This is a genomic window from Mucilaginibacter rigui (assembly GCF_014773275.1).
In the GTDB taxonomy this organism is placed as follows: Bacteria; Bacteroidota; Bacteroidia; order Sphingobacteriales; family Sphingobacteriaceae; genus Mucilaginibacter; species Mucilaginibacter rigui_A.
Genome location: NZ_JACWMW010000001.1, coordinates 158719 through 173486, shown reverse-complemented (window position 1 = coordinate 173486; position 14768 = coordinate 158719). Strand labels below are relative to the sequence as shown.

Genomic DNA, 14768 nt, shown 5'->3' with positions numbered 1-14768 from the left:
CGTTTATGATACCCGCTTATTTTGAACAGTTAAAACCTGGTATAAATAGCCGCCTGCAAAACATGGTTAATTACGTAGGTTTCGGTTTGTTTGATGTACTGGTTTAGGTAACCAAACTCTACATCGGCCTTTTTATGCAGGCGGTAACCCAAGGCTACATAAGCACGGTTTTGATCGAAAAAGTGTTTATTAACCTTATTATTATTCTGAACATTGGCGAACACCTCATTTTGTAACCCTACGAAAGCACCTTTATTAAACGTTTCTGTTTTTTTAAGTGGCACAACCGCCCTGGCAAAGTAACGCAGGCGCTGTGAAAAATAATGATCGGTTCTGTTTGTGGTATTACCTAAAAAGCGTTGCTCCAGCCTGAAGCGATGTTGCAGCGTACTGGTTTTACCAATTTTTGTATTAATGATGAGTTGCTCCCAGATGCGGCTTTCGGGGCGAAAGGTTTCAATCCCGCCTGCTGCCCTGCCATTGGTAGCGATGTAAGCATAGCCTAAAGCGGCCATCTTATTTTTATCGAAATAGTAATTTACCGATGGGCGCAACAGTATATTTTGAAGGTAATCATAATGCGTTGCCGAACGGAACTGCGCATCAAACGACATACCCCATTTATCAGAAAACTTTTGCGTGTGGAATAATGCTCCCCAGCCCGAAAAACGGTTCTCCTGTGCAAATAATTTGCCTGATGTTAATATGGTAATAAGTAAAAGTAATGTCAGCGTTTTTTTCATAAGGGGATAATGGTATGATGCGAAGATAAAAAACTATGCTTACCTGCAAAAAAGTTTGTCATCCCTGAGCGATAGAGAAGTATCTAACCGGCTATATGTAACTGGCAAATAGATGCTTCACTATATTCAGCATAACAAGTTTTATAATATTTTCTAATCCTTAAACTTCACCAAATTTTTTCTGCCAATATCATACGTTAACCTGAAAGCCTCCTGGTTGCTGAAATGGCCCGGAGTATTGTGCAGACTAAGTACAAACTGCCCTTTTAAACCTTTTGCTATAAATGGGGTGTAAATAATATCAAGCCTGTTATAGGTTTTATACTGATAGTAGGCATCACCAAAAGCAATATGATGACCATCGCCTTTGTAAAATTCATCATTCAGGGCAAAACGTTTATAGCTTGCATAGGCACTGGCCACAAAACCTTTGGGTTTTTGCCAGCCGTCAATCCCCCTGCTGCGTTCTAACGATAGCATACCGCCTGCTTCAAAACTTAACGAATCAAGAAAGGTTTTGTGGCTTAAGTTGGCCCCAAGCCTGATCTGCGCTGCACCGTTATCGCGGATATGATCGTTAGGGATGGCAATTGCGGGGCCTGCATCATGCAGTAAAAAGAAATAATGCGACACGTAAAACGGCCCGCTTACCGATGGCTGGTACTTACCCGAAAACCCGAACAGGAACTGTTCTCTATCTACATCGGTTTGGCGGCTTACCCAATCAATCCAAACGGTTTCGGTAAAGTGGCTATTTTTAAATCGCGTTAGCAAACCTTCTACATTGGGGCGGTAATAACGCAGGGTATCATTCAGCATAGCACGCGGGTAATCGGTCAATAAACCTTCGCGGCTGAAAGCACCGGCGTTAAATAACCAGTTTTTACCTGTAAAACTATAATAAGCAATAGGGTTTACACGTAAAAAAAATGGGTTACCGCCAAACTCGTGCAGGGCGTTGGCGCCAAAAATAAAGTGGTTGTTGCTATCTATATTAAAGCCAACATCGGCTGTAACGCGCACACCCGAATAAGTGCGCGACCGGGTTACAAATTCCTTGTATTCGCGGTTATCAAAAAAGCTCATTCCGTTTAAATGGAAATCGACGTTTTGCGCTTTTACCGCGCCTGTCGCTAAAATAGTGATTAGTAGAAATAGGTAGATCTTTTTTATCATGCTGTATTGCGTTATTATTCAACTGTAAATTTTATGATGCCGCTGTTTTTACTACCTACAAACGGCTCAGTACGTAACGAAAAAAACAGGTCGAAAGTACCTTTTTGCATGGGTGCTGTTACCGTCATTATGTAGCGTATATTTTGCCCTTTTTGTAAAACTATTTTGTTAAAAGTACTATCGGCTCTTTGTACACTTACCGGCGTAACATACTCAAAAAAGCAGGCCTCTAAACATACCGGATGCTTGTACCCGGCGTTGGTAAAATTAACAGCAAATGGATAAGGGTTGGTTATCGCAAGGTCAAATTCGATTTTTTGCCCGGGGCTGGCTTTAATTTTAGTTTTACCGGTTTCAATAGCTATTTTTTGGTAGGTGCGCGCATCGTAAACCCAGCCACCATACCAGGTGCCGGCATCGCATTTAATGCTATCGGTGGTATAACCGGGTACCTGGTTCTTTAACAAAAGGTAAACACGCTGATGTTGCATGCTATCCTCCATGGGCCACATATCAAACATAGTACGCCCGTAATAGCGCGAATCGTAGGCAAAACCCTTAAGGCTCCGGGTGTAGTAACTGTATTTTGACGGGTTCTGAAAACCTTCGTCCATCACCACAAAAGCATTGCCTGCCTTTTGATGCACCAGATTTGCCCATTCATGAAAACCAAAATAGCTTTTCAAAGCTTCCACCTTTTTTACCACCGGCAAACCAGCCATTATAGTAAACCTTAATATTAAGATGATGGCAATATTGGCAATAGCTAAATTATAAAACCACTTAACGTTAAAGCCCTGTTTTTGAAAACTAATCAACGTAAGGCTTATTAACGGCACAAAGGCAATAAGTGTATAATGTGGCTGCACATTTACTTTAAAGGTATTAAGCAAGAAAAACGCGAACGTACCGATTGCATTGAACATTAAACCACGGGTAAAAACATCGGTTATTTTTGTAGTAAAGCCACGGTAAAACAAGTACCAGCTGATTAATACTCCGCCCAACAGCAGTTGCCCCGCTATAAATGTAATGCTCATGGAAACATTATATCCAAAAGCCGACGGGCGCTCAAAAAGCTGGTAATTAACTGCCGGGAAGCCCCGGTGCATTTGCCATAATATATGTGGCGTGTAACATATTAAACCTGTTATTATAGCCAGGTAAAAGCTTTTCCGGGTAAATAGTTTAAGGTTTGACAAAAGTGTGAGCCCAACAAGCAGCACCCCGTGATATTTACTGTAAAGCAGGCAAGCTACTATTATACCTATAATAAACGCCGTTAGCCAACTATCCTCATCAACATACTTTTGATAGAAATAATAAAACAGCACCGCGAAAATAAACAAAGGCGAATCAGGCGTGCTGGTAAAGCCATATACATGGAAAACCAATATACCCGATACCAATAGCATAAACCATTTGGCGCTAACCTGGTATTTTTTAAGAATAAGCCAAAGCAGGTAAATAGCCACACTGTTGCCCAGCACCGTTAGCAACCGCAGGCCAAACTCGTTATGAAAAAGGGTATCGCCTATTTTGATGAACAGTGCCACCATAGGCGGGTGGTAAAAGTATCCCCAATCCAGCTTTTGAGCAAACATCCAATAATAGGCTTCGTCGGCATGCAGCTCAAGGGTGTAGGCTTGTAAAGCGTTCAGTAGCGTCCAGCACAAAACAAAGTACCATATAGGTTTATTTGATTGAGTAGTACTATTTACTGTGGTTGCCTGCATTGGTGCAAAGGTAAAATAAAAGCAGTAAGCTTATACCACTATTAGCGATACATCAAATTACATTCAATTGATAATAGCACAGAAAAAACTCCGCAGAAAAATTCAATATTTGACTTATGATAACCAATACCTTAACCACCCTGCGCGTTACCCGTCTGCATTTATTGCATTTGATAGAGAACCTGACTACCGAACAATTGAATAAAGTGCCGGCCGGCTTTAACAACAACATTATATGGAATGTGGCACACGCTATATCAGCCCAGCAAGGCGTTTGCTATACCCGCGCCAATGTGCCGTTTATTGTAGACGATAAATACTACACCCCATACCGCCCGGACACCAAACCAAGCGGGTTTATTGACAGCGCCGAGGTTGACATCATTAAAGGCTTGTTGATATCAACTATTGACAAATTAGAAATTGATTACAACAACCATGTATTTGACAATTACACTCCATGGGCAACCCGCTACGGTGTGCAGATAAACAATATTGAAGAAGCTGTAAACTTTGTGCCCTTCCACGATGGGATGCATATTGGATATGTAATGGCGCTGCGGAAGTTGGTGTAAAAACCCATCTTATTGCGAGCGATAGCGTGGCAATCTGAAAGGATAAGCGGATATGCTTAGATTGCCACGTCGCTACGCTTCTCGCAATGACATATCGCTGTAAAAACACAAAAAGCCCCGACAAGTCGGGGCTTTTGTAATCCTATATTATAAAGGCTTATACGCCTAACAACAATCTTGTTGGGTCTTCCAGCAGTTGTTTAACACGTACCAGGAAGCTTACCGATTCGCGTCCATCAATAATGCGGTGATCGTATGACAGGGCCAGGTACATCATCGGGCGGATAACCACCTGTCCGTTTACGGCAACCGGGCGCTCAATAATATTGTGCATACCCAATATGGCCGATTGCGGTGAATTGATGATCGGGGTCGACATCATTGAGCCAAACACCCCACCGTTAGTGATGGTGAATGTTCCGCCGGTCATTTCTTCAATGGTCAGTTTGCTTTCGCGGGCTTTGCCTGCAAGTACCACAATCGCTTTTTCAATTTCGGCCAGGCTCATGCTCTCGGCATTACGGATAACCGGAACAACTAAACCTTTTGGTGCAGATACCGCGATAGAAATATCAGCAAAGTTGCTATAAACTACCTCTTCGCCTTCTATACGGGCACCAACTGCAGGCCACTCTTTCAATGCCTCGGTAACAGCTTTAGTAAAGAACGACATAAAGCCAAGGCCCACACCGTGTTTCTCTTTAAATTTATCTTTGTACTTGCCACGCAACTCCATTATCGGCTGCATATCCACTTCATTAAAAGTGGTTAGCATAGCGGTTTCGTTTTTAACAGCTACCAAACGCCTTGCAACCGTTTTACGCAACGACGACATTTTTTCGCGGCGATCGCTACGTGGGCCTTGCGGCGCAGCCGGAGCAGCTGCTGCAGGAGTAGCGGCGGGCTTAGTGGCAGGTGCTGCAGGTGTATTTTGTGCATTCAGGGCGTCACCTTTAGTGATACGGCCATCAACACCGGTACCATTTACAGATGTAGTATCGATACCTTTTTCGGCTAATATTTTTGCAGCAGCTGGTGATGGCGTGCCCGATGCATAAGTTGTTCCTGCTGATGGTGCCGCCTGTGGCGATTCGTTCACCTTATCAGCAACTGCCGGTGTAACCGGTGTTGCAGCAGGTGCAGCGGCGCCAGGGCCACCTTCAATGGTACAAACAACAGCGCCAATGGCAAGGGTATCGCCTTCTTTGGCTATGGTTTTTAAAGTCCCGGCCTTTTCGGCTGTTAACTCAAATGTTGCTTTATCAGATTCCAGTTCGGCAATTGCTTCGTCCATTTCAACGGTATCGCCGTCTTTTTTGATCCAGCGCGAAAGGGTTACTTCCGTTATCGATTCGCCAACTGGTGGTACTTTTATTTCTAATGATGACGAACCACCCTGAGCCGGTGCCGGGGCGGGCGCGTTTTGCGGTGCAGCAGGGCTATCCGCTTTAGCTGGTTCATCTTTAGCGGCAACAGGTGCGGCTGGTGCTTTATCAGCAGCTGCGGCAGGTACGCCGGCTTCGTCAATTGTTGCTACAACAGCGCCTATTGCTAATACATCGCCTTCGGCAGCAGCTGTTTTTAAAGTTCCGGCCTTTTCGGCAGTAAGCTCAAAAGTTGCCTTGTCTGATTCCAGCTCGGCTATTACTTCGTCCATTTCTACGTGGTCACCATCCTTTTTTTTCCAGGCTGATAATGTTACTTCGGTAATGGATTCGCCTACCGGCGGAACTTTTATTTCTAAACTCATATTTTATTAGTTATTAGTGAACGGTGAATAGAGAGTGGTTTAGCATGGCGACCTGTAAGTTTTTCAACTACTCACAATTCACCAATTACTACTCACTAATCTGCACCAGCATTAGCCATTTTCTCGGTTGTTTTTTTAATCGTTTCTTTAACTGCTTTGCCTGCAGGCGCTTCAAACGCTTTTGATACAATGTATAACTGCTGTGCTGCGTGTTGTTTGGCAAAACCTGTAGCGGTGCTGCTTCCCTCTAAACGCGATATCACATTCAGGTTTAAATATTTATCACTGTGGAATTTACGGCAAATGTACGGCCATGCGCCCATGTTTTCAGGCTCTTCCTGTACCCAGAAAAATTCGGTAGCCTTTTCGTATTTGGCTTTAACCTTTAATATCTGCTGTACCGGTGTTGGGTATAATTGTTCAACACGTACTATGGCTACGTCCTTACGTTTATCAACCTGTTGTTTTTCAAGCAGGTCGTAATAAACTTTACCGGTACATAGCAATACACGTTTTACCTTTTTAGGATCAGCGTAAGTATCATCTATCAACTCGTGGAACTTGCCGTCAGTAAAATCCACAAGCGGCGATACGCAGTTAGGGCTGCGCAATAAGCTCTTCGGTGTAAATATGATCAGCGGTTTACGGAAACTGCGATGCATCTGCCTCCTTAATATATGGAAGAAGTTTGCTGGCGTTGTACAGTTAGCCACCTGTATGTTATCATCAGCACAAAGCTCTAAGAAACGCTCTACACGTGCCGATGAATGCTCGGGGCCCTGGCCTTCGTAACCATGTGGTAATAACATTACCAAACCGTTACCACGCTGCCATTTTGTTTCGGCACTGGCAATGTACTGGTCAACAATAATCTGCGCACCGTTAAAGAAATCGCCAAACTGCGCTTCCCAAATAGTTAATGCATTAGGGTTAGCCAAAGCGTAACCATATTCAAAACCTAAAACGCCATACTCAGATAGCAGCGAGTTAAATATGCTAAGTTTTGCTTTGGTGTCGATAGTTTCCAACGGGGTGTACTCGTCCTCAGAATCGGCCAGGGTAAGTACCGCGTGGCGATGCGAGAATGTACCGCGTTTAACGTCCTCGCCGCTCAGCCTAACCGGGAAACCTTCTTTTAATAAAGTCCCGTAAGCCAGCAGTTCGCCCATAGCCCAGTCGAAAACGCCGGTTTGGTTAACCATAGCGTTACGGTCCTGGAATAATTTCTCTATCTTTTTAAAGAATTGTTTATCCTTTGGCAATACAGTTATTTTATCGCCTATTTCTTTTATCAGATCTTTACTTACCGAAGTATCAACCGCGCTGATCAACTCGCTGTGGTTTGCCAGGTGCAAACCGCTCCAGGCACCTTCAAACATCGGTATGGTATCTGTAAACCTATCGGCTGCCTTTGCTTCATCCAGCATGCCCTGTAATTCGGCACGAAAATCCTTTTCAATGGCTTTTACATACTTATCGTCAATGGTTCCTTCGGCAATGAGTTTTTTGCTGTAGATCTGCAGCGGGTTAGGGTGCGCCTCGATAGCCTTGTACAATACCGGCTGGGTGAATTTTGGTTCATCCGCCTCATTGTGGCCGTAGCGGCGGTAGCAAAGGATATCGATAAATACATCCTCATTAAACACCTGGCGGTATTCCATCGCTAAGTTCACTACGTAAACCAATGCCTCAACATCGTCGCCATTTACGTGGAATACCGGCGAAAGCACTGTTTTTGCTACGTCGGTACAGTAAGTACTTGAACGGGCGTCTTTATAGTTGGTGGTAAAACCTATCTGGTTGTTTATAACCAGGTGAATGGTACCGCCTGTGCGATAACCGTCAAGCTTTTCCATCTGTAAAACCTCGTAAACAATTCCCTGCCCGGCTACAGATGCATCACCATGTATTAATATAGGGGCTATCTTTGAATGATCGCCCTTGTGTTTAAAATCAATTTTTGAACGGGTGATCCCTTCAACAACAGGGTCAACCGCTTCTAAGTGCGATGGGTTGGGGCAAAGGCTCAGGTGAACTTTTTTGCCCTGTGATGTTTCTACATCGGTTGAGAAGCCCAGGTGATATTTTACGTCGCCGCCAAACGGAGATTCAGAATCAAAGTTTTTACCTTCAAACTCAGAGAACACCTCTTTATAGGTTTTCTCCATGATGTTGGTAAGCACATTTAAACGGCCACGGTGGGCCATACCGATGATAAACTCTTCGATACCGAGGTCAGAGCCTTTTTTGATAACCGAATTAAGCGCAGGGATCAATGCCTCGGCACCTTCTAATGAGAAGCGTTTCTGGCCCAGGAATTTTGTCCCCAAAAAGTTTTCAAAAACAACAGCCTCGTTCAATTTGGCAAGCATCAGCTTTTTCTCGTCGGCGGTAAAGCTTGGAGTGTTGCGTTTGCTTTCCATCCTGTCTTCGAACCATTTTAATTTGATAGGGTTGCGGATGTAAGTATATTCTGCGCCGATAGACTGGCAATATGTTTGTTCTAATAACTGGCGGATATCGCGCAGTTTAGCCGGGCCTAAGCCAACTTCAACGCCGGCGTTAAACACAGTATCCATATCAGCTTCGCTTAAACCAAAGGTTTCCAGCTCTTTACCAGGAAAGTACTTGCGGCGTTCGCGCACAGGGTTTGTTTTGGTAAATAAATGGCCGCGGGTACGGTATCCATTTATCATGTTCATCACATTGATCTCTTTTATAAAATGATCAGGCGTGGTGGCAGTTGCTGCCCCTAGTTTTGCCTGGTTATCTTTACCAAAATCAAAGCCCTCAAAAAACTTTTGCCAGCCGTAATCAACAGATTCGGGGTCTTGTTTATAAGCTTCGTAAAGTGTGTCAATGTAGGCTGCGTTTCCGCTATCTATATAATTTAGGCGATCCATGAGAAACCAATGTTGTAAAACGGTACAAAATTAAGCATAATACATTCAAATGCTGAAATTATATGCAATTACTTTACTTAAATTTTTCCAAAAAAGACTAACCGGTATGTTTATAAGTAATGCGGAAGATTTTTTTAGCAAAACTGCGCAAATAGGAAACCCCTTCAAGAAGTACGGCCAGGAGGCCAATAATGATGGTAAATTGTTCAAAAGGGTTCATAATATAAGTACGTTTAATTAACCCTTTTGTTGTGCCTATTCGCTGATAATCGGTGTTTCGTCAATTGCATTGGCCAAAGGCAGCCAGGTGGTAATAAAATCGCTTTTATCATCTAACTGGTCGGTTGGTTTGGCAGCGTTAAAAAAACGGTTGCTTTTGGTATCGTTACCTACCCCGGCCACAAAGGCCCAGTTGCCCCAATTGCTGGCGGGTGAGTAGTCTATAAGTTTTTCTTCAAAGTACAACGCACCTTTTGTCCAGTCAACCTGTAGGTCTTTAGTTAAATAGGTTGCAACGGCCTGCCTGCTGTAATTGGTAATAAAACCTGTTGCGTTTAGCTGGTGCATAGATGCATCAATAAACGGAACGCCTGTTTGACCGTTCTTCCATTGTTCAAAAAGCTCGTCCTGGTTATCGGCCATGTCAGGCGCATCGCCAAACCCTTCCGAACGGAAAAACGTTTGCCCATGCTTTTTAAACATAAAGCGGAAATAATCCCTCCAAAGCAACTCAAGCATAATAGAATCGGTGTTGGGCAAGTGTTTTTCGCGGTAATAGTTTACCACCTCCCAGTAAACCTGCCTTGGCGATATACAGCCTACAGCCAGCCAAGGCCCAAGGCCCGATGAATTATAATTTGCATTACGCCCGTTTTTACCTTGTAGGTTCTGTACCGAGCTTTCCAGGTACTGATGCAGTTGCTTTAAGGCAGAGGTTTCGCCACCGGTTATCCTTTCACCGGCGCGTATGTCGTCTATAGGTTCGGGGATGCCCAGCTCTGTAAGAATGGGCAGTTTGCCTGCATCAGCAATTTCGGGCACATTAATATATTCCGGGCTAACAACACTTGGCCTAACCGTGCTATCCCGTTCAACCTTCTTTTTAAAGGTAACAAAGCTATCAGGAATATCTTTTATAGGAAATGGCAGGTCTTCTTTATGGTACATAGTATGCCCAATAAAGTGTTTCAGGTTCAGTTTCATTTTCCAAAGGGCGGCCTCTACCCTTTCAGAAACATCAGTTTCATCAGGTGCAACCTCGCGGTGATGGTAAACTTCGCTTACCTGGTATTCTTCGGCCAATTGGGTAAGTACGTCGGCAGGGTCGCCGGTACGGATCAGCAATTCGGCACCAAAAACCTGCAGGTTTTTCCGAAGATCGGCTACAGCCTCTAACAGGAACCGGGCACGGAAACTACCGGTTTTTAAAGCACCTAACGGACTAGTTTTAAAGTAAAAAGGATCAAAAATATATACAGGTAAAACTTTATCGGCCCTGCGCACGGCTTCGGATAATATTTCATTATCATGGATGCGCAAGTCATTTCTAAACCAAACCAATATAACCTTTTCACTCATATGAACAACTAATCTAAAGTTATTTAGATTAGTTACAAAAATGGTAATTATTTATTTGCCATGCACCTTACTCTATAATATTTGACATCGCCCCAACATTTAGCCCATTTTTTCGCCGGCTAAAGGGCCTTAAGCAGACTTTGTAAGTTTTGCGGGTATGTTTTCTTTTAGTATCCGGGCCGTATTATATATAACAAATAGCATTACTAAGTGTTATGATACCTATGAGTTTAAAAGATAAGAACATTCTGGTAGTTGGTGGCAGCAGCGGCATTGGCCTGGCTTTGATCAGGCACCTTGCCATACAGGAAGCAAACATATTCAACATATCCCGAAGCCGGGCCGACTGGCCACAGGGTGTAACACACCTGCAGGCGGATGTACTTGGTGATTTAAGTATTCTTGAGGACAAGCTGCCGCAAACCATCCATGGGCTGGTTTACTCAGTTGGCAGCATCAACTTAAAACCTTTTCAACGTTTAACCGCCGAAGACTTTTTAACCGATTACAAACTTAATGTACTTGGCGCTACCGAAATAATAAAGCTCAGCCTAAAGGCTTTAAAAAACGCGGGCGGCGCAAGTATAGTGCTCTATAGTTCGGTTGCAGCAAAAGCAGGAATGCCTTTCCATGCCAGCATAGCAGCAGCAAAAGGCGCGGTAGAAGGGCTAACCTTATCATTAGCTGCCGAATTGGCCTCATACCAGGTAAGGGTAAATGCTATTGCTCCATCTTTAACAGATACACCGCTGGCCAAAAACCTGTTAAGTACCGATGAAAAACGCGAAGCATCGGCTAAAAGGCACCCTTTAAGCAAAATAGGTACCCCTGATGATATTGCGCTGGCCACCCAGTTTTTACTGAGCGATCACAGCAGCTGGCTTACAGGGCAAATAATTGGCATAGATGGCGGGCTTGGCAGCCTAAGGCCTTTATAAAATAAGGTTGTAAACCAAACGTTTAATTATAGATAGCCATGACAAATTAAAAAAGGATTATACTTAATTTTATACTGTAAAACCAATCATTATGGCAACTACCGAAAGCATCCAGAAAGCATATATTGACCATGTATTAACCGAAGGCCAGCAGCCAAAATCGGTTTATGTATTCGCCAAAAAAAATAAAATGCCCGAAGATGAGTTTTATCGCTTTTTTGGCTCGTTTGATGCCGTTGAGCAAAGCATCTGGGCCGATCTTACAGATAAAACGCTAACAGAAATACGCGGGCAGGAAGTTTGGGCACAGTATTCCTCGCGCGAAAAAGCGCTATCATTCTTCTATAGCTTTTTTGAGTTGTTGAAAAGCAACCGCAGCTTTGCTGTGTACAGTATAAAAAAACATCGCAGCTTGGGCACACCAAAGGTATTAGAGCCAACCAAAGTACTATTTGAGAATTTTGCCGAGGGTATCATAAGCGAGGGGATGGAATCACAGGAATTAAGCGACCGAAAATTTTTCAGCAAACGTTATAAAGATGCGCTATGGATCCAGTTTGGGTTTGTGCTTAACTTTTGGATAAATGATGATTCGGCCGGGTTTGAAAAAACCGACGAGGCTATTGAAAAAGGCGTTAACGTAACATTCGACCTGTTTCAGCGTTCGCCGATTGATAACCTGTTTGAGTATGGCAAGTTCTTGGCTAAAAATGGTGGGATAAAAGAGAAAATGGGATTTGGAAGTTTCTAAGCATGCAACCTTTGCTGCCATATTTGATATGGATGGTACCCTGATAGATAACACACCGTTCCACTTTAAGGCCTGGCAGCAGCTTTTTAAAAAACGCGGATTGCCCGAACTAAACAGGGATACCTACTTAACCGGCATTAGTGGTGTACCTATAATAAATACGCTAAAAAAATACTTTGGCAAAGATTTAGGCGAAGCCGACCTAAAAGCGCTGGCAAAAGAAAAACAACAACTTTACGAGGAAGCTTTTAAGCCCTTTTTACGGCCCATAAACGGCCTTGAAACGTTTTTAAACAGCCTTAAAAAGGCCGGAGTTGGTATAGCACTCGCCACATCCTCAAATATGGATGATGTGGATTTTATTTTCGGCACCATTGCCATAAAGAAATACTTTGATGCCATCATTACCGGCGCTATGGTAAGCCAGCCTAAACCATCACCACAAATATTTTTAAAAGCCGCCGAACAACTTGGCGCCCGCCCCGAAAAGTGCGTGGTGTTTGAGGATTCCCTGTCGGGATTAGCGGCCGGCAACAATGCAGGCATGAAGGTTGTTGGTATAACTACCGCCCACCCTGCCCAAAAAATTACCAACCTGGCCAACCTGGTAATTAATGATTATGCGGACATAACACCGCAAAAATTGGCCGCATTATTTGATTAGATACACCATGAGTGAGAACACCGCCAAAGAGCAAAACAGCATACCCACCAGTAAAGTTGAACGCAGCGCCAAATTTGTAACCACAGGTTTTAAAATTGGCGGCAACTATATTAAACATTATTCCAAAAAACTGTTTAACCCGAATCTGGATAAATCCCAGCTAAATGAGGATAATGCTACGGATATTTACCAATCGCTTAGCCAGCTAAAAGGCAGCGCGTTAAAAGTAGCGCAAATGCTGAGTATGGATAAAAACCTGTTACCGCAGGCCTATGTAGATAAATTTACGCAATCGCAGTATAACGCGCCGCCGCTTTCGGGCCCGCTTATTGTGCAAACGTTTAAAAAATACTTTGGTAAAAACCCCGATCAGATCTACAACAAGTTCAACATCCGGTCAACCAACGCGGCATCAATTGGCCAGGTACACCAGGCCGAACTAAATGGTAAAAAACTGGCTGTAAAGATTCAGTACCCCGGCGTGGGCGATTCCATCTCGTCTGACCTTAAACTGGTAAAACCATTCGCCTTCAGGATGCTGGGCATGAGCGAAAAGGAACTTGATATTTACATGCGCGAGGTAGAAGAGCGCCTTTTAGAAGAAACAGATTACGAACTGGAGGTACGCCGCTCCATAGAATTTTCTATCGCCTGCAAAAATTTAAACAATGTGGTGTTCCCGAGTTATTACCCCGACCTGTCAAGCAAACGCATTATCACTATGGACTGGCTGGAAGGAATGCATTTAAAGGAATTTTTGGCTACAAACCCCTCGCAGGAACTGCGCGACCAAATTGGCCAGGCCCTTTGGGATTTTTATAACTATCAGCAGCATGAGCTGCGTGCTGTACATGCCGACCCACACCCCGGTAATTTTATGATAACCCCCGAAGGCAAATTGGGCGTAATTGATTTTGGCTGCATAAAAGTGATGCCCGATGATTTTTATTACCCTTTCTTTTCGCTTACCTCAACAAATTTGTTTGAGGATAAGGAAGAAACCATCAAAGCTTTCCGCAAACTGGAAATGATATTGCCTAATGATACCCCGGCGCAGATAGAATTTTATTACACTATGTTTAAACAGATGATAAGCCTGTTTGCAAAACCCTATATCACCAATACGTTTGATTTTGGCCAAAAAGCTTTTTTTGACGACTTATTCGGATTTGGCGAAAAGGTAGCAAAAATGCCGGAATTTAAACAAGCACGCGGCGTAAAGCACTTTATATACGTAAACCGCACAAATTTTGGCTTATATAACATATTGCACGATTTACAGGCACGCGTTAAAACAGATACTTATAAACCGCACGTGGAAGCCGTGGCTTAACTTAAAGGCTAAATAAATTTAATAACCAATGCAACAGAAAGGCAAAGGGTACAGATCCAGGCAAGCGTTGCGCCTGTATACCAGGTTTCAATTTCATTTACGCGGCCTGTACAATATATTACCTGCAACTGAGCTGGCAATACACACCCAACCATATCAGCGCAACAAATAATACAAATAGCAATAATGGTATGTTGTTCAAAAGCATGTATTAGCATAATATTAAATTATACCGGTTAATGTGTATCATCAACCTATAATATATCAGGCAAAAAAATTTACCTGCTATTATTACACTAATACGTTAAGTTTAAGGTAAAAACCTTAAAACCAATGCACTGTACAAGCATACCAATTTAGGGCCGTATTATAAGCAGCCTTTTTTGAACAATATGAAAATTGTGTCCTCTGCGGCATTACGCCACACTCAAAACAAACTCCGCAAACATAACAGAGGCCAGTACAAATGTAATCATCCAGGTTACGGCAGATTTAGTGGCCCATATTTGAATATCTGTTACGCGCCCTGTATTGACAAATGATTTAGCCCTTTGACGGCAGTACATGGCGTAAACTCCTAAGAGTACAATTATTGCTATGCTAAGAAATATTAGCATTAGC

Annotated in this window: 12 protein-coding genes; 5 read left to right on the top strand and 7 right to left on the bottom strand. The window is 43.3% G+C overall.

Annotated elements, in window-relative coordinates:
• Window positions 1-29: 29 nt before the first annotated feature.
• From IDJ75_RS00755 to IDJ75_RS00745, 3 genes are all read right to left on the bottom strand, one after another.
• Window positions 30-743 carry a DUF2490 domain-containing protein gene (locus IDJ75_RS00755; RefSeq protein WP_191173709.1) on the bottom strand — a complete coding sequence of 238 codons (714 nt, stop codon included), beginning with the start codon at window positions 741-743 and terminating at the stop codon, window positions 30-32.
• A gap of 153 nt (window positions 744-896) precedes the next feature.
• The gene (locus IDJ75_RS00750) at window positions 897-1919 is read right to left on the bottom strand and encodes a hypothetical protein (protein ID WP_191173708.1); all 1023 of its coding nucleotides are present in this window, start codon (window positions 1917-1919) and stop codon (window positions 897-899) included.
• 14 nt (window positions 1920-1933) lie between these two features.
• Window positions 1934-3655: an ArnT family glycosyltransferase gene (locus tag IDJ75_RS00745; protein ID WP_191173707.1), complete on the bottom strand. Its 1722-nt coding sequence runs from the start codon at window positions 3653-3655 to the stop codon at window positions 1934-1936.
• 116 nt (window positions 3656-3771) lie between these two features.
• Here IDJ75_RS00745 and IDJ75_RS00740 point away from each other — a divergent pair, with 116 nt between their 5' ends.
• Window positions 3772-4230, top strand: coding sequence for a DinB family protein (locus tag IDJ75_RS00740; protein ID WP_191173706.1), 459 nt, complete (start codon window positions 3772-3774; stop codon window positions 4228-4230).
• A 157-nt stretch (window positions 4231-4387) separates the two neighbouring features.
• On the opposite strand, the gene odhB is transcribed toward IDJ75_RS00740, so the two are convergent.
• The 4 genes from odhB to IDJ75_RS00725 all read right to left on the bottom strand — a co-directional run bounded on the left by odhB (window position 4388) and on the right by IDJ75_RS00725 (window position 10461).
• The gene (odhB, locus tag IDJ75_RS00735) at window positions 4388-5980 is read right to left on the bottom strand and encodes a 2-oxoglutarate dehydrogenase complex dihydrolipoyllysine-residue succinyltransferase (protein ID WP_191173705.1); all 1593 of its coding nucleotides are present in this window, start codon (window positions 5978-5980) and stop codon (window positions 4388-4390) included.
• 95 nt (window positions 5981-6075) lie between these two features.
• Window positions 6076-8883 (bottom strand): 2-oxoglutarate dehydrogenase E1 component, encoded by a 2808-nt coding sequence (locus tag IDJ75_RS00730; protein ID WP_191173704.1) that lies wholly within the window; start codon window positions 8881-8883, stop codon window positions 6076-6078.
• A 97-nt stretch (window positions 8884-8980) separates the two neighbouring features.
• The gene (locus IDJ75_RS21265; protein ID WP_262892083.1) at window positions 8981-9103 is read right to left on the bottom strand and encodes a hypothetical protein; all 123 of its coding nucleotides are present in this window, start codon (window positions 9101-9103) and stop codon (window positions 8981-8983) included.
• Window positions 9104-9138: 35 nt separating this feature from the next.
• Window positions 9139-10461: a DASH family cryptochrome gene (locus tag IDJ75_RS00725; RefSeq protein WP_191173703.1), complete on the bottom strand. Its 1323-nt coding sequence runs from the start codon at window positions 10459-10461 to the stop codon at window positions 9139-9141.
• 224 nt (window positions 10462-10685) lie between these two features.
• Here IDJ75_RS00725 and IDJ75_RS00720 point away from each other — a divergent pair, with 224 nt between their 5' ends.
• From IDJ75_RS00720 to IDJ75_RS00705, 4 genes are all read left to right on the top strand, one after another.
• Window positions 10686-11399: an SDR family NAD(P)-dependent oxidoreductase gene (locus tag IDJ75_RS00720; protein ID WP_191173702.1), complete on the top strand. Its 714-nt coding sequence runs from the start codon at window positions 10686-10688 to the stop codon at window positions 11397-11399.
• Window positions 11400-11490: 91 nt separating this feature from the next.
• Complete coding sequence (locus IDJ75_RS00715; protein ID WP_191173701.1) at window positions 11491-12150, top strand: TetR family transcriptional regulator C-terminal domain-containing protein; 660 nt, start codon at window positions 11491-11493, stop codon at window positions 12148-12150.
• Window positions 12137-12814 carry an HAD family hydrolase gene (locus tag IDJ75_RS00710; protein ID WP_191173700.1) on the top strand — a complete coding sequence of 226 codons (678 nt, stop codon included), beginning with the start codon at window positions 12137-12139 and terminating at the stop codon, window positions 12812-12814. Before IDJ75_RS00715 ends, IDJ75_RS00710 begins: the two co-directional genes overlap by 14 nt.
• Window positions 12815-12821: 7 nt before the next feature.
• Window positions 12822-14147 (top strand): ABC1 kinase family protein, encoded by a 1326-nt coding sequence (locus IDJ75_RS00705; protein ID WP_191173699.1) that lies wholly within the window; start codon window positions 12822-12824, stop codon window positions 14145-14147.
• Window positions 14148-14768: the final 621 nt, after the last annotated feature.

Bases quoted from the DNA above. Each gene is read 5' to 3' on its own strand.
- IDJ75_RS21265 (WP_262892083.1), bottom strand. From the start codon at position 9,103: ATGAACCCTTTTGAACAATTTACCATCATTATTGGCCTCCTGGCCGTA.
- IDJ75_RS00715 (WP_191173701.1), top strand. From the start codon at position 11,491: ATGGCAACTACCGAAAGCATCCAGAAAGCATATATTGACCATGTATTA.
- IDJ75_RS00745 (WP_191173707.1), bottom strand. From the start codon at position 3,655: ATGCAGGCAACCACAGTAAATAGTACTACTCAATCAAATAAACCTATA.
- IDJ75_RS00755 (WP_191173709.1), bottom strand. From the start codon at position 743: ATGAAAAAAACGCTGACATTACTTTTACTTATTACCATATTAACATCA.
- IDJ75_RS00730 (WP_191173704.1), bottom strand. From the start codon at position 8,883: ATGGATCGCCTAAATTATATAGATAGCGGAAACGCAGCCTACATTGAC.
- IDJ75_RS00725 (WP_191173703.1), bottom strand. From the start codon at position 10,461: ATGAGTGAAAAGGTTATATTGGTTTGGTTTAGAAATGACTTGCGCATC.
- IDJ75_RS00705 (WP_191173699.1), top strand. From the start codon at position 12,822: ATGAGTGAGAACACCGCCAAAGAGCAAAACAGCATACCCACCAGTAAA.
- odhB (WP_191173705.1), bottom strand. From the start codon at position 5,980: ATGAGTTTAGAAATAAAAGTTCCGCCGGTAGGCGAATCCATTACCGAA.
- IDJ75_RS00740 (WP_191173706.1), top strand. From the start codon at position 3,772: ATGATAACCAATACCTTAACCACCCTGCGCGTTACCCGTCTGCATTTA.
- IDJ75_RS00750 (WP_191173708.1), bottom strand. From the start codon at position 1,919: ATGATAAAAAAGATCTACCTATTTCTACTAATCACTATTTTAGCGACA.
- IDJ75_RS00720 (WP_191173702.1), top strand. From the start codon at position 10,686: ATGAGTTTAAAAGATAAGAACATTCTGGTAGTTGGTGGCAGCAGCGGC.